At 43.7% G+C, this 18428-nt stretch carries 19 protein-coding genes; 17 read left to right on the top strand and 2 right to left on the bottom strand.

The window, feature by feature from the left end; genetic code table 11:
• Positions 1 to 2 precede the first annotated feature (2 nt).
• The 8 genes from ACN6MY_RS18480 (at position 3) to ACN6MY_RS18445 (ending at position 7762) form a co-directional block, all read left to right on the top strand.
• The gene (locus ACN6MY_RS18480) at positions 3 to 287 is read left to right on the top strand and encodes a DUF1292 domain-containing protein (RefSeq protein ID WP_071350569.1); all 285 of its coding nucleotides are present in this window, start codon (positions 3 to 5) and stop codon (positions 285 to 287) included.
• Between the two features lie 269 nt (positions 288 to 556).
• Positions 557 to 1699 carry an endolytic transglycosylase MltG gene (gene mltG / locus ACN6MY_RS18475; RefSeq protein ID WP_419881482.1) on the top strand — a complete coding sequence of 381 codons (1143 nt, stop codon included), beginning with the start codon at positions 557 to 559 and terminating at the stop codon, positions 1697 to 1699.
• A 155-nt stretch (positions 1700 to 1854) separates the two neighbouring features.
• Positions 1855 to 2493 carry an O-methyltransferase gene (locus ACN6MY_RS18470; protein WP_419881481.1) on the top strand — a complete coding sequence of 213 codons (639 nt, stop codon included), beginning with the start codon at positions 1855 to 1857 and terminating at the stop codon, positions 2491 to 2493.
• Between the two features lie 291 nt (positions 2494 to 2784).
• Positions 2785 to 3420: a uridine kinase gene (gene udk / locus ACN6MY_RS18465; protein ID WP_419881480.1), complete on the top strand. Its 636-nt coding sequence runs from the start codon at positions 2785 to 2787 to the stop codon at positions 3418 to 3420.
• 324 nt (positions 3421 to 3744) lie between these two features.
• On the top strand, positions 3745 to 4221 hold the full coding sequence (gene greA, locus ACN6MY_RS18460) for a transcription elongation factor GreA (RefSeq protein ID WP_090989045.1): 477 nt from the start codon (positions 3745 to 3747) through the stop codon (positions 4219 to 4221).
• A gap of 364 nt (positions 4222 to 4585) precedes the next feature.
• Positions 4586 to 5137, top strand: coding sequence for a hypothetical protein (locus tag ACN6MY_RS18455; RefSeq protein WP_419881479.1), 552 nt, complete (start codon positions 4586 to 4588; stop codon positions 5135 to 5137).
• An 83-nt stretch (positions 5138 to 5220) separates the two neighbouring features.
• Positions 5221 to 6981, top strand: coding sequence for a peptidoglycan D,D-transpeptidase FtsI family protein (locus ACN6MY_RS18450; protein WP_419881478.1), 1761 nt, complete (start codon positions 5221 to 5223; stop codon positions 6979 to 6981).
• 97 nt (positions 6982 to 7078) lie between these two features.
• Positions 7079 to 7762, top strand: coding sequence for a YrrS family protein (locus ACN6MY_RS18445; RefSeq protein ID WP_419881477.1), 684 nt, complete (start codon positions 7079 to 7081; stop codon positions 7760 to 7762).
• A gap of 63 nt (positions 7763 to 7825) precedes the next feature.
• Here the strand turns inward: ACN6MY_RS18445 and ACN6MY_RS18440 are convergent, their stop codons facing one another.
• Positions 7826 to 8032, bottom strand: coding sequence for a DUF2536 family protein (locus ACN6MY_RS18440; protein ID WP_071350559.1), 207 nt, complete (start codon positions 8030 to 8032; stop codon positions 7826 to 7828).
• Between the two features lie 243 nt (positions 8033 to 8275).
• On the opposite strand from ACN6MY_RS18440, the gene ACN6MY_RS18435 reads away from it, so the two are divergent.
• The 4 genes from ACN6MY_RS18435 (at position 8276) to ACN6MY_RS18420 (ending at position 11776) form a co-directional block, all read left to right on the top strand.
• On the top strand, positions 8276 to 8914 hold the full coding sequence (locus ACN6MY_RS18435) for a class I SAM-dependent DNA methyltransferase (RefSeq protein ID WP_419881476.1): 639 nt from the start codon (positions 8276 to 8278) through the stop codon (positions 8912 to 8914).
• A 14-nt stretch (positions 8915 to 8928) separates the two neighbouring features.
• Positions 8929 to 9624 (top strand): 5'-methylthioadenosine/S-adenosylhomocysteine nucleosidase, encoded by a 696-nt coding sequence (gene mtnN / locus ACN6MY_RS18430; RefSeq protein WP_419881475.1) that lies wholly within the window; start codon positions 8929 to 8931, stop codon positions 9622 to 9624.
• A 92-nt stretch (positions 9625 to 9716) separates the two neighbouring features.
• Positions 9717 to 10640, top strand: a complete 924-nt coding sequence (locus ACN6MY_RS18425) for a PLP-dependent cysteine synthase family protein (RefSeq protein WP_419881474.1) — start codon at positions 9717 to 9719, stop codon at positions 10638 to 10640.
• 2 nt (positions 10641 to 10642) lie between these two features.
• A complete protein-coding gene (locus ACN6MY_RS18420) occupies positions 10643 to 11776 on the top strand; it encodes a bifunctional cystathionine gamma-lyase/homocysteine desulfhydrase (protein ID WP_419881473.1) in 1134 nt (377 codons plus the stop codon).
• Positions 11777 to 11872: 96 nt separating this feature from the next.
• On the opposite strand, the gene ACN6MY_RS18415 is transcribed toward ACN6MY_RS18420, so the two are convergent.
• Positions 11873 to 12655 carry a putative protein N(5)-glutamine methyltransferase gene (locus tag ACN6MY_RS18415; protein ID WP_419884214.1) on the bottom strand — a complete coding sequence of 261 codons (783 nt, stop codon included), beginning with the start codon at positions 12653 to 12655 and terminating at the stop codon, positions 11873 to 11875.
• Between the two features lie 290 nt (positions 12656 to 12945).
• Here ACN6MY_RS18415 and ACN6MY_RS18410 point away from each other — a divergent pair, with 290 nt between their 5' ends.
• The 5 genes from ACN6MY_RS18410 to ACN6MY_RS18390 all read left to right on the top strand — a co-directional run bounded on the left by ACN6MY_RS18410 (position 12946) and on the right by ACN6MY_RS18390 (position 18396).
• On the top strand, positions 12946 to 13935 hold the full coding sequence (locus ACN6MY_RS18410) for a LacI family DNA-binding transcriptional regulator (RefSeq protein ID WP_419881472.1): 990 nt from the start codon (positions 12946 to 12948) through the stop codon (positions 13933 to 13935).
• 31 nt (positions 13936 to 13966) lie between these two features.
• Positions 13967 to 15280, top strand: a complete 1314-nt coding sequence (locus ACN6MY_RS18405; protein ID WP_419881471.1) for an ABC transporter substrate-binding protein — start codon at positions 13967 to 13969, stop codon at positions 15278 to 15280.
• Positions 15281 to 15483: 203 nt separating this feature from the next.
• Positions 15484 to 16764, top strand: a complete 1281-nt coding sequence (locus ACN6MY_RS18400; protein ID WP_419884213.1) for an ABC transporter permease subunit — start codon at positions 15484 to 15486, stop codon at positions 16762 to 16764.
• A gap of 26 nt (positions 16765 to 16790) precedes the next feature.
• On the top strand, positions 16791 to 17618 hold the full coding sequence (locus ACN6MY_RS18395; protein ID WP_419881470.1) for a carbohydrate ABC transporter permease: 828 nt from the start codon (positions 16791 to 16793) through the stop codon (positions 17616 to 17618).
• A gap of 52 nt (positions 17619 to 17670) precedes the next feature.
• A complete protein-coding gene (locus ACN6MY_RS18390; protein ID WP_419881469.1) occupies positions 17671 to 18396 on the top strand; it encodes a ThuA domain-containing protein in 726 nt (241 codons plus the stop codon).
• The last annotated feature ends 32 nt before the right edge of the window (positions 18397 to 18428 follow it).

Genomic DNA, 18428 nt, shown 5'->3' with positions numbered 1-18428 from the left:
ATATGGAACATGGCGAAAATAATATTACAATTGTAGACGATAACGGAAACGAACAGCTTTGTGAGGTTCTTTTCACATTTGACTCTGACGAATTCAAAAAATCTTATGTACTATACTACCCGATCTCTGCTGACGACGATGAAGAAGAAATCGAAATTCACGCATCATCATTCGTACCAAGCGAAGACAACAAAGACGGAGAGCTATCTCCAGTTGAAACGGACGAAGAATGGGACATGATTGAAGAAATGCTGAACACTTACCTTGAAGAAGAAGAAGGCGAGTAACAAAGCAGAAAAAGCAGGCTCACAAAAGAGCCTGCTTTTTTCATGCGCAAATTTGTACTATTTTTGGGGGTCTGACCCCGCATATAAAACGTTTTCTTGACAAAGTGTGGGGTTGTTTGTCATTAATAGAGGAGTGAAATTTGCTGGATTTACTGTTATTTTGTGATTTGTATGTATTTTTTGGCTGTTTTTAGTATAATAATCGAGCAGGCTTCCTGTCAGAAGGACTGCAGGTGCGTGAATGTTTGGACGTGCAGGGGGTATTTGGAATGGATGATAAAGAGAAAAATAAGATAACGAAGAAGCAATACATACGGGAAGGCTTGCTGGAGCGCCAGAGTGAGGCGCGTGTGGTGAGGAAGGTCATTTTGATCGTCATTGCTGTGATTGTGCTTCTTGGAGCCGCTTTCGGCATTGGAGGATACTTTTACGTCAGTTCGGCGCTTAAGCCGGCAGATCCTGATGATAAGAGCGTCAAAGTGGTTGAAATCCCGATCAATTCTTCAATCGGAGGGATTTCAGAGATACTTGAAAGCAAAGGTATCATTAAAAACGCGCGCGTATTTAAGTACTATATCAAGTTCCGGAACGAAGCCGGATTTCAGGCAGGGAAGTATAAGCTATCACCTTCCATGAATTTCAAGGAAATTGTCAGCAGCATCAAAACCGGGAAGGTCATGAAGCAAGCTGCGCTGAAAATTACGATTCCAGAAGGCAAGCAGCTGGTGCAGATTGCGGGAATCATTGCCGATAAAACAGGGAGGCAGCCGGATACAGTATTTAAAGAGATGAACAATAAAGCATTCGTACTGAAAATGAGGGAAAAATATCCGAATTTGCTGAAGGATGAAATCTACAATAAAAACGTGATGTATCCGTTAGAGGGCTATCTGTATCCAGCCACATACGAATTTTACAAAACAAATCCTTCACTGGATGAAATTGTTTCCCAAATGCTTAAGAAAACAGATGAATCTCTTCGTCCTTATCAAAGTGAAATAGCGGCAAGAAAATTCACACCGCATAAGCTTTTGACGATTTCTTCATTAATAGAGGAAGAAGCAACGGAGCAGGTTGACCGCAGCAAGATAGCTTCTGTTTTTTATAATCGCCTTAAAGAAGGCATGCCTCTGCAGACTGATCCGACAGTGTTATATGCAAAAGGCCAGCATCAGAAAAAGGTATTTTACAAAGACCTTAAAGTTCTGTCTCCTTATAACACCTATAAAAATAAGGGATTGCCTCCCGGGCCGATTTCAAATGCAGGAAAGATATCCATTGAGGCAGCTTTAAAGCCTGCTAAAACAGATTATCTGTATTTCCTTGCAACAGGAGACGGAAGGGTCCTTTATTCGAAAACTCTTGCTGAACATAATCGTTTAAAGGCGGAGCATATTACTGACAAAAATTAATCATTAGTCTTTTGGGGGAGAGATATTCACTTTCTCCCTCTTTTTGTGGTAAAATAGTCAAAGTGAATTTTTTCAGAATAATGTCCTGCTCGGCCGCTGCCGGGTTTTTCTGCGATAGAAAGAAAGAGTGTTACATAAGCCAAGGAGGAATCAGCTTGAAGGAGAACCTGGAGGAATATCTTCATTCCCTGCTGCCGGCCAGAAACGGCGAATTTGCCGAAATGGAGGAGTACGCAAAAGAACATCAAGTACCGATCATGGAGCCTGAAGGCATGGAGGCCTTGCTGCAGATACTAAGGCTGCAAAAGCCTGAAAGGATTCTTGAAGTAGGGGCAGCCATAGGATATTCAGCACTCAGGATGTCAGACGCCCTTCCTGGCACGAAAATCGTGACCATTGAAAGAGACGGAGAACGTGCTCAGCTTGCACGTGAAAATATCAAAAAAATGAGCAAGCAGGAAGATATCACGCTTATTGAAGGCGACGCGCTTGAGACGGGTGAAGAAGCAGGCACCCATATGTATGACGCCATCTTCATTGATGCAGCTAAAGGGCAATATAAGCGTTTTTTTGAACTTTATGAAGCATTTCTAAACCGTGATGGCATCATTATTACGGACAATGTTCTCTTTAAAGGCCTGGTTGCTGCGAATGAAGAAGAAATCGAACCAAAACGGATTCGCAATTTAGTCCGTAAAATAAAGGATTATAACGTGTGGCTTATGAATCATCCGGAATATCATACAGTGATTCTTCCTATTGGAGACGGAGTGGCCATCTCAAAGCGTAAATAAAGGTAAGTTCGGCAGTGGAAAACGAAGGAAGAACAGTTTTTTTACTTGGAATCCCGGGAGTATAATTCATCCATGTTTGGGAACCCTAGCAAAAAGACTCGTTTCGATTTCGCAAGTAGAATCCTTACCCAATAAGGGTTCGTACAGGATCCATGACCGTGTTGCATATTAGACGGGTGATGAAGTGGAATTGAACACTGTGCCCAACATGCAGATCAGGTGCTTAAAAAGGAACAGGACAGAGATTCCTTTGGAAAGACAAGCCTGGAGAGAATCGGAAGGAGAACGAACATGGGGAATAAACCTGTAGTAATCGGTGTAGCCGGGGGATCGGGTTCTGGTAAAACAAGTGTAACACGAGCAATTTTTGAAAGCTTTAAAGGGCATTCCATTTTGATGATTGAACAGGATTATTATTATAAAGATCAAAGCGACCTTCCATATGAAGAGCGCCTTAAAACGAATTATGACCATCCGCTTGCGTTTGATAACGACTTATTGATCGAACATATCCATAAGCTTTTGAAGTATGAGCCCATTGAAAAGCCTGTATATGATTATTCCATCCATACACGGGCAGAAGAAATTATCACGGTAGACCCAAAAGAAGTTATTATCCTTGAGGGCATTCTCATTTTAGAGGATGAGCGTCTCCGCGATTTAATGGATATCAAGCTGTTTGTCGATACAGATGCCGACCTGCGCATTATCCGCAGAATGTCCCGTGATATTAAGGAACGCGGCAGATCAATGGATTCTGTCATTGACCAATACGTGAACGTGGTGCGTCCGATGCACAACCAATTCATCGAGCCTACAAAGCGGTATGCTGATATCATCATTCCAGAAGGCGGCCATAACCATGTTGCCATTGACCTGATGGTGACTAAAATTCAAACCATCCTTGAACAAAAGTCATTTTTGTAATAACATGGCATAGATAAAGATAAGAGATATTTTTTATTTATTTATTTTCTGTTAAATACTGGACAAATTCCGGAAAAGGAAATACTCTATCTTAAGAAACAGAATCATTAAGCTGTCTGCATGTTAAAAGATGCAGCTGATAAACTAAGGTATTTCCTTAGTCAATGCGCGCCCTTCAGTAAGGACGCGCACTTATGTATTCTCCGCTGTTTGGACCTGATGCTTTACGCGTCCGGACGATTAATGGCTGCTCAGGCAGCTGACTACATAATATTTCGCATGCTGCCCAGGCGGGATGCGGAGGACTTGAAGGAGTGAAGGGTTTTGGCTATAGAAAAAGTATTTCCCATGACAAAAGAAGGAAAAGAGAAACTGGAGCAGGAGCTTGAAAACTTAAAGACGGTAAAAAGGAAAGAAGTTGTGGAAAGAATTAAAATCGCAAGAAGCTTTGGCGATCTTTCCGAGAACTCTGAGTACGATTCTGCAAAAGACGAGCAGGCTTTTGTTGAAGGCCGTATCACCACTTTAGAAAACATGATCCGCAATGCAAAGATCATTGAAGAGAGCGATACGAATTCAGATACAGTAACACTTGGCAAGACGGTCACATTTGTTGAGCTTCCTAATGGCGACGAAGAAACCTATTCAATCGTCGGAAGTGCAGAAGCAGATCCGTTTGAAGGCAAAATTTCAAACGACTCTCCAATCGCTGCAAGCCTTATGGGCAAAAAAGTAGGCGACACGGTTACAGTCATGACTCCAGGCGGAGATATGACAGTGAAAATCGTTACAATTAAATAAGGTGAAAAGCGGAGCGATGCCAGATTGCTCCGTTTTTTTCTGCCTGAATCCCTTGAAGGCCCTTTTGTGATTGATAATTATGAAAGGAAGACTCTTTGCTTTTTGTAAAGGCTGTTTTCGTAAACTTTGTTGCTAAAACAAGGTAGTTGATTTCCGCTCCAGGATGCCCGCTTTCCGATTTTTTCTTCTGGGTAATAAGTTTTGATATTATCAGAATGTTATGTTTTTCATTGTGTTCCCGTGGGGATATGTGGTAGTAATGGAATGTGAGCTTTTCATATTCTTGAAAGGGGACGCTATCTTGAAAAAAAGCATACATAGGTGGATCCTCATATTAATTTTACTTGCGTTAGGAGGCTGCGGGATGAATCGGAGTGACGATGGAGCCGGAAAAAAAGCATTGCCAAAAGAAAAGGCTTTAAGCGACGCCTATACACAAAAGTATTTGATGTCCCAAAAAGAAAAAGAAAAAGGATTTTATCAGCTTCAGTCAAAAACCAATGGCTATACGATGCTTTTTCCAGCAGATGCCTCGATCTCAGAATCAAGTACAGAAATAAATGGCGACTTTTTTGAAACCTATGAATTTAGTGAATCCAGCAAAGAGTCAAACATCATGAATGAATATAAAATCACGTTTGATAATAGAGCTGTTTCAAGAAATATTGAGGCTAATTTAGCCCAGCTTTCCAGTTATGTCGATTATCAAGGTGAATTTAAAAAAATCGATGATGGTGAAAAAACGCTTTATTATGCTAAAAACACGTTCACGTATAAAGGAAATGCAGACCACAGATTTTTCAGTTACATAAAATCGAATAAAACGCAGAATATCACCATTTATTATGAAGAAAACGCCATGCTTCCGAACGGGAAACAGGTATCAGCAGAGAGCAGGCACAGCAATATGCAGTAAAATTGTTGGAACTTTCGAAAAATAGTCTGCACCCGGGATTAAAAAGTGATGCCTCGTCAACAATGGTGATGAGGTGTTTTTATATGATGAAAAAAAGAATAGCCTTTCTTGCATGTTTTCTCATGCTGCTTTTGGTCCTGCTTGCCGCAAGGCTTGTGCAAATCCAGCTTATCAGTACAGAGTCTTTTTCCGCACATCATGTGAATTTAATAGAAGCAAGTGTGAAGCAGAGAACCCAGACGGTTACGCTCGATGATGGAAGAGGGAAATTTTATGACGTGAAGGGTGTGCCGCTTGCACATGAAGAAGTTCCTACACTGGTGCTTTTTCCTTTTTTGAAAAAAATGGATTGGCCTGCGGATAAAGTTGCGGGGATTATCGGAAGAGATGCAGATGTATTAAAGAATGCCGTCCAGATGGCAAAGGAGCCATTTGCTTTTGGAGGGAAAAAACCGATTATCTTAACAGATGAGCAGACAGCAGCCATCAATTCATTGAAAATACCAGGTGTATTTGCCGTGAAAGAAAAATTCAACCAAAACAGCATACCGGCTGCTCAATTGATTGGCTCAACTGTCATGTACGGTTCACTGAAGGTGCCGAGATATCCAGATCAAAAGCTGTCAGCTGAAACTAGGGTAGGCTACCGGGGGCTGCAGCGGACATTTGATGAATTCCTGCTTTCAGGCGGCGACTCCAAGCTTGTGTACCATGTGGATGCCAATGGGGGACCGATGTTCGGGGTCGATGTTAAATATGTCGAACCTGCCAACCCCTTATACCCTGTCAAGGTACTCACAACACTTGATAAAGGGCTTCAGGAAAAGGCGGAAAAGCTTGTTGATGAGCATGGTATAAAAAAAGGCGGGATCGTCCTGATTGATATTGCATCAAGTGAAATCCGGGCGATTGTTTCACGGCCAAGCATGGAAAAGAGAAATCCGGATGCCGAAGGCTCTGTGAACCTCATGTTCAGGCAGGCAGCGCCCGGCTCTGTTTTTAAAACCGTCGTCGCTGCCGCTGCCATTGATTATCAGGCTTCAAAAAACAAGACCTTTAACTGCAGCTTGACCATTGAAGGAAAAAAAGATAAAAAGCATGATTACGGACCATTGAACTTTGAAAATAGCTTTGCTCAAAGCTGCAATAGGGCATTTGCCGAGCTTGGCCAGGAGATTTCTGCAAAGAATCCGGACTTTTTAAAGCAATATGCCGAGAAGCTGAATGTGATTGGAGGCTCAGGGTGGAAAGGGAATGTCTACCATACCCCGATTGGACAGCTGGATCAGGAGGATAAAGGGAAGATCTGGCAAGATGAAAAGCTCAAAAAAGATCCAAGGATGGTGGCAAAAAGCTCGATCGGACAGCAGGATGTGCAGGCTACCCCTCTTGCCATTGCTAATATGATGGCGACTATAGCCCGGGGAGGGGAAAAGGAAATGGTGAAAGCCGTGAAGAAAGTCGAGTTCAATAACGGGACCTCCATCGTTTCATTTCCTGATATGAAAATAAGCGGAAAACCAATTTCGCCTTATACAGCTCTGAAGCTTCAGCAGCTGCTGCGCGGTGTTGTCACAAGCCCGAAAGGAACGGGAGCACCCCTTGCTGATCTGCCATATGAGGTAGCTGGAAAGTCTGGCACTGCACAGACTGATATCAAGAAGAAAAGGCTGAATAAATGGTTTGCGGGATATTTTCCATATAAAAATCCGAAATATGCACTTGTCGCGGTAAGCCTGGATACGGATGAAAAAAGCGAAACAATGACCCCGTTATTCGGCGATATTGTGAAAGAAGTCTATAAAGAAGACCAAAAACAAGAAAATGACAGGACTAAAGAATGAAGAACGGAGAAAACAAGCTGGGATAGGATTCACTTCAAACTCTAAAGAGAACATGCTAAAATGGAGCTGTACGCAATAAGTTAGGGGGATATGTGAATTGAGTGATTTTAAGCCCATACAGAATAATTCAAGACTCAGCAAAGTGAAGCAAAAAAAGATGAATCGAATATACAACGTTTTGATTGTGGTTGTGTCCTTATTAATCATTGTTGTAGGAGCTACCATTTTCATTGGAAACAAAGATCAAAGCGCTGCACCTGAGAAAGCCCCGAGCGCAGCCAAAGATAAAAATAGCACAACAAAAAAGGAAAGCCCTGCAAAGGAAAACAAGGATGATTCCTCCGTCCAGGCTTCAGCGGAAGAAACAGATAGCGCTGCTGCAGATGACAGCACGGATGATTCCGGGGATACAGCGGATGAAAACCAGAAAGCCGATTTAAAAGAAGTGCAGGATAAGAGCGATTCAAATGTCGACAAAGCCTATGAAAGCAAAGACTGGAAAACAGTAGGCACCACCCAGACCGGGCAGCATACTACTTCCTTTGACAAAGGCTCTGCAGACTGGAAAGAGATGACGAAGGCTCTTGCCTACGGTGCTGGAATTGATGAAAGCAATATGACAACATGGTGGCTTCAAAACGGAGGCTCCCCGAATACGGCAGTCGGAACGGTTTCAGCCAAAAATGATCCGCAATCCTACCGTGTGTATCTTCAGTGGGAAGATGGCTCGGGCTGGAAGCCGGTTAAGATTGAAAAACTGAAAAGCAACGATAAAAAATAATTTTCTAAAAAAGCCCGGGCATTGACCCGGGTTTTTTCTCTGTTTCCTGCCTGGCGTATTATATCAGGCTTTCGCTTTAAAATGTACGACAGCGCTGTAAAATCTTCTGCCTTCTTCCGTTACATGCATTTGATGGGAAACAGCATGTACACCAAGCAAAATGGCCTTGTTCACTTCTATTTGTGCTTCTACTTTTTTCTCCAGATCTTTCAGGCTTTCTGCTTCAAAGAATTCTACTTTATCCTGAATGAAGTCCAGCTGAAAATTCATATCTATCCCTCCGTAATCTGTTCATCACACACGCTATGCGAGATGCATAGGATACTTCACAGATAAGTGTATCATGTTTATGGGGAATCGCTCTCTCTATAATTATCAAAAATATGCTGTGGAGAAACGCGAAGTACTTGATGGAATCTTCGTCATGTGATAAATTTAGGACAGTTTCACGCTAAAACACACTATACTCATAGGAATTATTTACTTTATTTTATAATAAAAAAGGTGATTATAATGGGAAGAGAATTTCTGGATTTATTTGAAGAATGGTCGAAATCGTATGATGATACAGTGATTGGAAAAGATATTGAATATCAGGAAGTATTTAAAAATTACGAACTGATCCTAGAAAGCGTGGCCAAGCGGGCACATGGCCATGTTATTGAGTTTGGGGCCGGAACAGGAAATCTTACTGAAAAGCTGCTGCAGGCAGGTCTGAGTGTAACCTGTGTGGAGCCTTCTCCTGCTATGAGGGAAAAAGCGATTGAGAAGCTTCCTGCTGGAACAGACATCCAGGATGGAGATTTTATTGACTTCATCCGGCCGGAAAAGGTGGATACCATCGTCAGCACATATGCATTTCATCATCTGACAGATGACGAAAAGAAAAAAGCTTTGGCCGACTATGGAAAATTACTGAAAAGTGGTGGTAAAATAGTGTTTGCAGATACTATGTATCAATCCAAAGAAGCTTACAGCCAAGCTATACGCGAAGCACAGGAAGCAGGATTTCATAATTTGGCAAATGATTTGCAGACAGAGTACTATACAACCATTCCGTTTTTTGAATCTGTATTAGAAGCAAACGGCTTTGAAGTAAGCTTTGACCGATGCAACCAATTTGTCTGGATTATGGAAGCGGAAAAATTATAGGAAGAGGTTTAATAATGAAAGCAGCCATAATTGGAGCAATGGAAGAAGAAGTAACTATTTTACGTGATAAGCTGGAAAATCTTGAACAGGTAACAATCGCAGGCAGCGAATTCAATACAGGAATGCTGGACGGTGTAGAAGTAATTCTATTAAAATCAGGAATTGGCAAGGTAAACGCGGCGATGTCAACGGCCATCCTGCTTGAAAAGTTCAAGCCCGATGCAGTGATCAATACTGGATCTGCAGGCGGATATCTTCCTTCATTAAATGTAGGTGACGTGGTCATCTCAACTGAAGTGCGCCATCACGATGTGGATGTAACCATCTTTGGATATGAGTATGGGCAAGTCCCTCAAATGCCGGCAGCATTTACTTCCGATCCGGCTCTTCTGAAGATTGCTGAAGAAGCTGCAAAGGAAATAAGTGATATCCAAGTGGCAAAAGGCCTGATTGTTACAGGTGATTCTTTTATGCATGATCCTGAGCGTGTTGAATTTGTCCGCAGCCAGTTCACTGACCTTGCAGCAGTGGAAATGGAGGCAGCGGCCATTGCCCAGGTGGCGTACCAGTTTGGTGTACCTTGTGTGATTATCCGGTCACTTTCTGATATTGCAGGAAAGGAATCAAATATTTCCTTTGAGCAGTTTTTAGAAACGGCTGCCCTTAATTCCACGGAGCTTATTTTACACATGATAAAGCGGATGAAGTAATAAGCTGGGGGCAAAAAAGCATCAAACGCCCCCCTGTTATATAAGACACAGCGGCTTGGGATATGAATCAGCCGTGAAAGGTGCGTTGCGAAATGAAGGTTTATGGTAGCGTTCATGAATTGATTGGCCATACGCCAATGGTTCAAATCACTCAATTTCCTCTTCCAGAGGGCGTACGGATATTTGCTAAGCTTGAGTATTTCAATCCTGGGGGAAGTGTGAAGGATCGCCTTGGAGTAGAGCTTCTTGAAGCAGCCTTTAAAAGCGGGGAGCTGAAGCAAGGCGGCACTGTCATTGAACCGACTGCCGGCAATACAGGAATCGGACTTGCACTTGCTGCCATTAATAAAGGAATTGATGTTATTTTTTGTGTGCCGGAAAAGTTCAGTGCGGAAAAGCAGGAGCTAATGAGGGCACTTGGAGCTAAAGTCATCAATACTCCGACAAAGGACGGGATGAAGGGAGCTATAGAAAAGGCCCAGCAGCTTTTGAAGGAAATCCCGGACTCCTATTGTCCGCAGCAGTTTGCGAACCCATCGAATCCTGACACCTATTATAAAACACTGGGACCTGAAATCTATGACCAGCTTGACGGTAAGATCGATGTTTTCGTGGCTGGAGCAGGGACAGGCGGAACATTCATGGGTACAGCGAGATATCTGAAGGAACAAAATCCTGAAGTGAAAACCGTAATTGTTGAACCTGAAGGCTCCATTTTGAATGGAGGAGAAGCTGGACCTCATAAGACAGAGGGAACGGGCATGGAATTCCTGCCTTCTTATATGGATGAATCATACTTTGACAGCATCCATACCGTATCGGATGAACATGCATTTTTCCTTGTCAGTGAATTGGCTCGCAAGGAAGGGCTGCTTGCAGGAAGTTCATCGGGATCTGCATTATATGCAGCCTTAGAGGAAGCAAAAACAGCCAAACCTGGGACGAATATAGCCGTAATTTTCCCAGATTCGAGCGAACGATATTTAAGCAAGAAAATTTATCAAGGGGGCATTTAACAATGAAAAAGAAAACACAGCTGATACATGGCGGGATTTTTGGCGATGAAAAAACAGGTGCAGTGTCTGTGCCGATTTACCAGGTAAGCACCTACAAACAGGATGGTCCAGGAAATCACCGGGGCTATGAGTATTCCAGAACCGGAAATCCAACACGCCACGCATTAGAAGAACTAATTAAAGATCTCGAAGGTGGAAAGCGCGGCTTTGCTTTTGGTTCCGGTATGGCTGCTATGACAGCTGTCATGATGCTGTTCAGCCAGGGAGACCACATTTTGCTGACTGATGATGTATACGGCGGCTCTTACCGCGTAATCACTAAAGTGCTGAACCGTTTTGGCCTTGAAGCTACATTCATCAATACAAGCGACTTATCAGGCATTGAAAAGGAAATCAAAGAAAACACAAAAGCTTTATTCCTGGAAACGCCGACAAATCCAACATTAAAAATCACAGATATTGAAGAAACAGCGAAGATCGCCAAAAAACACGGTCTGCTAACGATTGTTGATAATACATTCTCTACGCCTTATTGGCAGAATCCGCTGACATTTGGTGCAGATATTGTACTGCATAGCGCAACGAAGTACATTGGCGGCCATAGCGATGTTGTAGCAGGACTTGCCATTGTAAATGACGAAAAGCTCGGGGAAGATCTTCATTTCGTGCAAAACTCTACAGGAGGGGTTCTTGGGCCGCAAGATTCCTGGCTGCTGATGCGAGGCATCAAAACACTAGGTGTGCGCATGGAAGAGCATGAAAAGAACACGGGAGAAATCGTGGACTTTTTGCTTCAGCATGAAACTGTGAAAAAAGTGTATTACCCTGGCATTGAAAGCCATCCAAACCATGATATTGCCAAAAAGCAATCCCGCGGTTTTGGCGGAATGGTTTCGTTTGATGTCGGAAGCGCGGAAAAAGCAGCAGAGGTGCTAAGCAAGGTTAAATACTTTACCATTGCTGAAAGCCTTGGGGCAGTAGAAAGCTTAATTTCAATTCCGGCTCTTATGACGCATGCCTCCATCCCGCAGGAGCGCCGTTCAGAGCTTGGCATCACTGATGGCTTGATCCGGATTTCTGTGGGTCTTGAAGATGCCGAAGACCTGATCGAAGACTTAAAGTCTGCATTAGCTTAAAAAGTAAGTCAAACAGGATTCTTCCTTAACGGAGGAGTCCTGTTTTTTTGCATGTCCGCTTAGTACAGTCAGCCTCACACATCGCAATCCAGCGTGTCAGAGGGCGCGCTTTGTCCCTATTACGACAGCAGCATCAAGTTCACTGTCATGTACAGCCTGGGGTATGAGGCCTTTTTGAGAAAATATTTCTGTGGTCTGACATGCCTGTTTCCTGCTTGTTTCTACCACGACATGGCCAAGTGGAGCCAGCCAGTGCAAAGCCTCTGCAGCTATCCTGCGATGGAAATCCAGCCCATCCCTGCCGCCGCAAAGCGAAGCCAGGGATTCATGATTGCGGGACTCCCGGGGTAAAAGCCGGATTGCCCTAGCAGGTACGTAGGGCGCATTGGCAGCAATTATATCGACACGTCCCCGCAGACTTGCAGGCAGGGGCTTGCAGAGATCTCCTTCGAAAACCAGGCCGTCCAAAGAAGCGAGGTTTCTCCTTGCACACTGCACGGAGACTGGGTCGATGTCTGCTGCGTATAGTTCAATCTCACCCAGTGCTTTGGCCAGTGCCGCGCCTACTGCACCTGTACCGCAGCAAATGTCTGCAACAACTGCCCCCTGCATGCCGTAGTGGGCCGCCTGTTTAACTAAAAATTCAGTACGCCGGCGGGGAACGAAGACTCCTGGATCCACTGCTATCCGGATTCCGCAGAAATCAGCCCAGCCAAGAACGTATTCAAGCGGTAAACCAGATGCCCTCCTATCTGCCATGGCTTTAAGAGATTCCAGTGACCGTGCCTCTGAGACAAGCAATTTGGCTTCATCCTCTGCAAAAACACAGCCAGCATGGCGAAGTCTCGCTACGATTGCCTCTTCTGTTTCTTCGTCAATATTAATAATCATATCTCACCGCTTTTCATGGCTTCTATTGTGTATGTTAAGTAATTCGTTAAAATGGCGAAAAATCCTGCAGCATAATCTGCGCTATCAACAACTTCTGCTGATACATATTGATTGATTAACAGAGCCTTTAATCAAGTCTATAAAACTATAAAATATTTTTGGAAAAATGGTTGAAAATTGTGAAATTTTGTTTTAAAGTGTAATTGTAAACGATTTCAGAAATCGTTTACACCGAAGCGGTCCAAATTTTTTATAAGGAGGGAAAAGGAGGCGTTTTTTTGACAACGATTGCGGATGTAGCCAGTCTGGCAGGGCTTTCCAATGCGACTGTATCGCGTGTGATTAATAATCATCCCAATGTGACTGAAGAAAAAAAACAAAAGGTCAGGGAAGCGATGGAGGCACTTAATTATTATCCTAATTCATCAGCCCAGCGGCTGCGGAACCAAAAAACAGATACTATTGCCATCTTAATTCCAATATTGACTAATCCTTTTTTTGCCTATCTTCTTGAGGCAATAGATACTGTTGCAACACAGAACAATCTGCAGCTCCTTGTTTGCCAGACGAGGTACGACAAAAAGAAAGAACTCAAATTTCTGCAATTGCTCAAAACGAAGCAGGTTGATGGCCTGATTTTGACATCCATTGAAAATGACTGGGAAGTAATTGAGGAGTATACCTCATGCGGACCTATGGTTTTATGCAATGAATATGACAAGCGCGCAAACATTCCGACTGTCCGGCTGAACCAGCTCGAGGCAGGATACTTAGGCACAAAGCATTTACTGAAAATGGGACATAAGAAAATCGCCATCACGAGCGGCGGTAAAAGCAGCCTGGCAAGGGACAGGGACCGCGGAATCCAAATGGCGCTGAATGAATACGGTATCCATGTACGCCAGGAATGGCGTGTCTCAAACGTCTTTAACATGGAAGACGGGTGCAGGGTATTCCATTATCTGCAGAACCTTCCAGACAAGCCGACAGCTGTATTCACAGGAAGTGACCAGGTAGCTACGGGCATGCTGGTTGAAGCAAAAAAAAGCGGCATCTCCATCCCGAAGGATTTTGCCGTGATGGGCTTCGATGACCAGCCGATATCCAGGGCAATGGATCCGGAGCTTACAACTATAAAACAGCCGGTCGAGGAAATGGGCCGGATCGCCATGGAAAAGATCATCGACGCAATAAATGGAAAAAAAGACTACGCGGTGCAGCATACTTTATTGCCATTTGAATTGGTTGTGCGAGGCTCGACAAAATGAAACCGACTATAAAATTATTGGGGGATCATACATGAAAAAGTCCATGAAAATGAAATGGCTCACGGTTTTTGCAACACTCTCACTAGCACTGACAGCATGCAGCTCAAGCGATACTAGCTCTACAGACAAGGGCGGGGAGAAGGATTCCAGCAAGGGAAAAGATGAAAAAGTAACCTTGACATATGCCCGCGGCAAGGACGTGACGCAGGGCACGACCAAGATGGTGGAGGCGTTTGAAAAATCCCATCCAAACATCAAAATCAACTTCAAACAGATGCCTGCTGACACTGGGCAGCAGCATGACCAATACATTACGGCATTCAACGCCAAGTCATCTGAAATTGACGTCATCGATATGGACGTAATTTGGCCGGCGGAATTCGCGCAGGCAGACTATGTGCTTCCGCTTGACCGCTTCATCCAGGCTGACCATATTGACCTGAACGGGTACAACCAGGGCGCACTTGCTGCATCCCAGTTCAACGGGAAACAGTGGGCGCTTCCAAAATTCATTGATGCAGGCCTTCTTTTCTACCGCAAAGATCTTGTAAAGGACAGTGATGTCCCTAAAACATGGGATGACCTGCTTAAACAGGCAAAAGCATTGAAAGGAAAAGGCGGCACTAAATTTGGATATATCATGCAGGCGAAGCAATACGAAGGCCTTGTATGTAACGCTGTTGAATTTGTTTCTGCTTACGGCGGCCAATTCATCAACGAAAAAAATGAAGTAACTGTAAACAGCCCGCAAACCATCAAAGGCTTAAAGAAACTGGTTGAAGTGGCAAAATCATCAGTAGTGCCGGGCAACGTAACAACATTCACTGAAATTGAAAGCGACCAGGCGTTCATCGAAGGCCAGACTCCATTCCTTCGCAACTGGCCGTATGAATACGCAAGTGCCAATGATAAAGAAAAATCAAAAATTGCCGGCAAAGTCGGAATCGCTCCGCTTCCTGCTGGTGACAAAGGATCAGGCGCTGCACTTGGCGGCTGGATGGCTGGAATCAACAAAAACTCCAAGCATCCAAAAGAAGCATGGGAATTCCTGAAATTCATGGCTGGACCTGAAGGGCAGAAAATCGATGCCATTTACGGCGGGCACGCACCGACAATTCTTAGCCTTTACAATGACCAGGACGTTATCAAAGCAAACCCTACATTTGCAGACAAAGGCTTCCAGGATGGCTTAAAGGCTGCGGTTTCACGCCCGGTTGCTCCTAACTATCCGGAAATCTCAGAAATCATTCAAATCCACGTTTCCAAAGCAATTGCAGGCCAGGAAACAGTTGAACAGGCTGTACAAAACATGGAAAAAGAAATGAAAGCAAAGCTTAAATCCTAAGTTTCGTTCACACAAGCAAGAAGAAGATGACTCTGTGAAGGAATCTGTGAATTATACAAGCAGAGAATTCTATGGGTCATCTTCGATTTTTTCATAGTATAGGAGAATGATATATGAAAAATGGCTCAGTTGGAGTAGAGAATGAACCAAGAAGAGGTGTCCCTGCACCCTCGGCTAAAAAAGATAAGAAGCCTAAAAAGCAAATGTCCGAAAAAAAGATAGGCTATCTGCTTGTAGCTCCGTCCCTGCTTTTGATCTTCGTGATTGCCATCTGGCCTGTCATGCAATCCTTTTACTTCAGCTTGTTTGACCTGAAGCTGAATGATCCTACGAGGTCCGAGGTCCATTTAAGCCATAATATCGATCTCGACCGTTACCTGAACAACTATCCATTCCTCGTTGGCGCAATTGACAGCGAAATGAAAACCAGCAGTGAAAAGAATCAGCTTCAAGAGGTAAAAACAGAGCTTGAAGATATGGATAAAAAGCTGCAAAATGATTCAGCCCTAAAAGAGAAATATCAGTCAGTAAACGATAAGCTCATGAATTTCGAACAAGTAGGAAACAAAGAAAGCATTGCAAAAATTGATAACAGCATTGCTGAGGATTTTGGAAAAACGGGGGAATCCATTAACAAGAAACTGAAATCGATTTCAAAAGAAACGAAGCTAACTCAGGAAAAGAAAATTCTTGGGCTTGCCGCAGGCTATAAAGAAGTGGTGCAGCAGCCGAACTTCGTGGGTTTCCAGCATTATAAAGATGATTTAACAAATAGCAGAATGTGGAAAGCCATGGGCAACACGCTGACATTTACCGTAGTCTCGGTGGTCCTGGAATTTGTGATAGGGCTCGCAATTGCTCTATTAATTAATAAAGCATTTGTCGGCAGGGGGCTCATCAGAGCAAGCATCCTGATTCCCTGGGCAATTCCGACAGCCGTTTCGGCCATGATGTGGAAGTTCCTGTATGACGGGCAAAACGGGATCATTGCCAAATTGTTTTCATCAATCGGCATTGTCGATAAAATGGAAAACCTGCTCGTGACGGATACCGGCGCAATGTTCTCGGTCATCTTTGCAGACGTCTGGAAGACAACTCCATATATGTCACTATTGCTGCTTGCAGGGCTACAGACCATTCCGTCCTCCCTGTATGAAGCTGCCGCGATCGATGGAGCGGGAAAATGGCGCCAGTTTGTTTCCATTACTCTTCCGCTGCTGAAATCAAGCATTCTTGTTGCGCTTTTATTCAGAACGCTTGATGCATTCCGGGTCTTTGACCTTGTTTACGTATTAACGGGAGGCGGTCCTGCCAATTCGACGGAAACCATCTCGATTCTTGCGTATAAGGTCATGTTCTCCCAGACTAACTTCGGAAACGGCTCGGCCTTATCGGTAATTGTCTTTATCTGTGTAGCGGTCATTTCAATGATTTACATTAAATTTTTGGGAAAAGATCTCTTAGGTGAGGGATCAGGCAGATAAAGAGCCGTGAAAGGAGTGTTTGCACCATGCAGAAAAAAGCAAGCCCGTTATTTTATGTGTTTCTAGCCGTGTTTGTATTCCTCGTGATGTTTCCGTTTCTGTGGATGCTGATCAGCTCAATCAAACCGGCTTCCGAGCTATTTGGGGACAAAGCCTTTACGCCATATTCGGAGCACCCGACCTTTAAGAACTTTGTTTCTGTATTCGTGAATTATCCATTTTTGCGATACTTATGGAATAGTACGGTTGTTGCCACCATTACAACGGTTTATACCGTATTGGTCGCATCCTTTGCGGCCTACGCGATTGCAAGGCTTCAGTTCAGGGGGAAAACATTCATCCTGGGGCTGGTTTTGTCGGTTACGATGTTTCCTCAAATCGCAACTATTTCTCCGATATATATTATCTTGAAAAATCTCGGTTTAACGAATTCCTATCTGGGATTAATCATTCCTTATACTACCTTTACGCTGCCATTATCCATCTGGCTGCTTGTAACCTTCTTCCGCAAGATTCCTTTTGATCTGGAAGAGGCTGCAAAAATTGATGGAGCGACTTTAATGCAGACATACTGGAAGGTTATTTTGCCGCTTGCGGTACCTGGGATTTTCACTACTGCAATCCTGGTATTCATCGCAGCATGGAATGAATTCCTCTTCTCTTTGACCATCAATACAGATGAAAAATTTAAAACTGTTCCAACAGGCATCGCGATGTTCCAGGGACAATTCACAATTCCGTGGGGAGAAATCTCAGCAGCGACCGTTGTTGTGACCATACCGCTCGTCATTATGGTTCTTATCTTCCAGCGCCGCATTGTTTCAGGCTTAACATCTGGATCTGTAAAAGAATAGAATCTGTAAAAGAATAGAATCTGTAAAAGAATAGAAAAGGAGATTAACTAATATGTTGAATGTAACCGTTTGGAATGAAAATCGCCATGAACAGAAAAATCCCAAGGTAAGGGAAGTATATCCCGAAGGAATCCACGGCCAGCTGGCAAGCTTCTTAAGGGAGGAATCGTTCAATGTCCGGACTGCCACCCTTGACGATCCGGAACATGGCCTGACTGAGGATATATTGGCAGATACCGATGTCCTTCTTTGGTGGGGGCATATCGCACACGATGAGGTCAGCGATGAAATCGTAGAACGCGTCACACAGAGAGTACTGGATGGAATGGGGTTAATCGTACTTCACTCCGGCCATTTTTCAAAGCTGTTCAAAAAGCTGATGGGCACCTCATGTGATTTGAAGTGGAGAGAAGCGGATGAAAAAGAAAGGCTTTGGGTAGTTGACCCTGGCCATCCGATTGCAGAAGGCATTGGAGAAAGCATTGAGCTTGAAAAGGAAGAAATGTACGGCGAGCATTTTGATATCCCTGTTCCGGACGAGCTTGTTTTTGTCAGCTGGTTTGAAGGCGGAGAAGTATTCAGAAGCGGCTGCACGTATAATCGGGGAAATGGAAGAATCTTTTATTTCCGCCCTGGCCATGAAACATATCCAACTTATCATAATCAGGATATCCAGAAGGTTATCGTCAATGCTGTAAACTGGGCTAAGCCTGTTTTGCGCAAGCGTCCTGTTTATGGAAATGCAAAGCCGTTAGAAGCGATCGGCGCACGTAAATAAAACATAGAAAAAACATAGATTAAAGGAGCTGT

Origin of the sequence: Peribacillus sp. B-H-3, assembly GCF_048572925.1 — a bacterium.
Classification (GTDB): Bacteria; Bacillota; Bacilli; order Bacillales; family DSM-1321; genus Peribacillus.
This window is presented reverse-complemented; position numbering and strand designations above follow the sequence as displayed.

What these genes read in the sequence shown, in the direction of transcription:
- ACN6MY_RS18420 (WP_419881473.1), top strand. Translation starts at nt 10,643, where the DNA reads ATGAAAAAGAAAACACAGCTGATACATGGCGGGATTTTTGGCGATGAA.
- mtnN (WP_419881475.1), top strand. Translation starts at nt 8,929, where the DNA reads ATGAAAGCAGCCATAATTGGAGCAATGGAAGAAGAAGTAACTATTTTA.
- ACN6MY_RS18455 (WP_419881479.1), top strand. Translation starts at nt 4,586, where the DNA reads ATGAATCGGAGTGACGATGGAGCCGGAAAAAAAGCATTGCCAAAAGAA.
- mltG (WP_419881482.1), top strand. Translation starts at nt 557, where the DNA reads ATGGATGATAAAGAGAAAAATAAGATAACGAAGAAGCAATACATACGG.
- ACN6MY_RS18435 (WP_419881476.1), top strand. Translation starts at nt 8,276, where the DNA reads ATGGGAAGAGAATTTCTGGATTTATTTGAAGAATGGTCGAAATCGTAT.
- ACN6MY_RS18425 (WP_419881474.1), top strand. Translation starts at nt 9,717, where the DNA reads ATGAAGGTTTATGGTAGCGTTCATGAATTGATTGGCCATACGCCAATG.
- ACN6MY_RS18480 (WP_071350569.1), top strand. Translation starts at nt 3, where the DNA reads ATGGAACATGGCGAAAATAATATTACAATTGTAGACGATAACGGAAAC.
- ACN6MY_RS18395 (WP_419881470.1), top strand. Translation starts at nt 16,791, where the DNA reads ATGCAGAAAAAAGCAAGCCCGTTATTTTATGTGTTTCTAGCCGTGTTT.
- ACN6MY_RS18400 (WP_419884213.1), top strand. Translation starts at nt 15,484, where the DNA reads ATGTCCGAAAAAAAGATAGGCTATCTGCTTGTAGCTCCGTCCCTGCTT.
- ACN6MY_RS18450 (WP_419881478.1), top strand. Translation starts at nt 5,221, where the DNA reads ATGATGAAAAAAAGAATAGCCTTTCTTGCATGTTTTCTCATGCTGCTT.
- udk (WP_419881480.1), top strand. Translation starts at nt 2,785, where the DNA reads ATGGGGAATAAACCTGTAGTAATCGGTGTAGCCGGGGGATCGGGTTCT.
- ACN6MY_RS18440 (WP_071350559.1), bottom strand. Translation starts at nt 8,032, where the DNA reads ATGAATTTTCAGCTGGACTTCATTCAGGATAAAGTAGAATTCTTTGAA.
- ACN6MY_RS18405 (WP_419881471.1), top strand. Translation starts at nt 13,967, where the DNA reads ATGAAAAAGTCCATGAAAATGAAATGGCTCACGGTTTTTGCAACACTC.
- ACN6MY_RS18390 (WP_419881469.1), top strand. Translation starts at nt 17,671, where the DNA reads ATGTTGAATGTAACCGTTTGGAATGAAAATCGCCATGAACAGAAAAAT.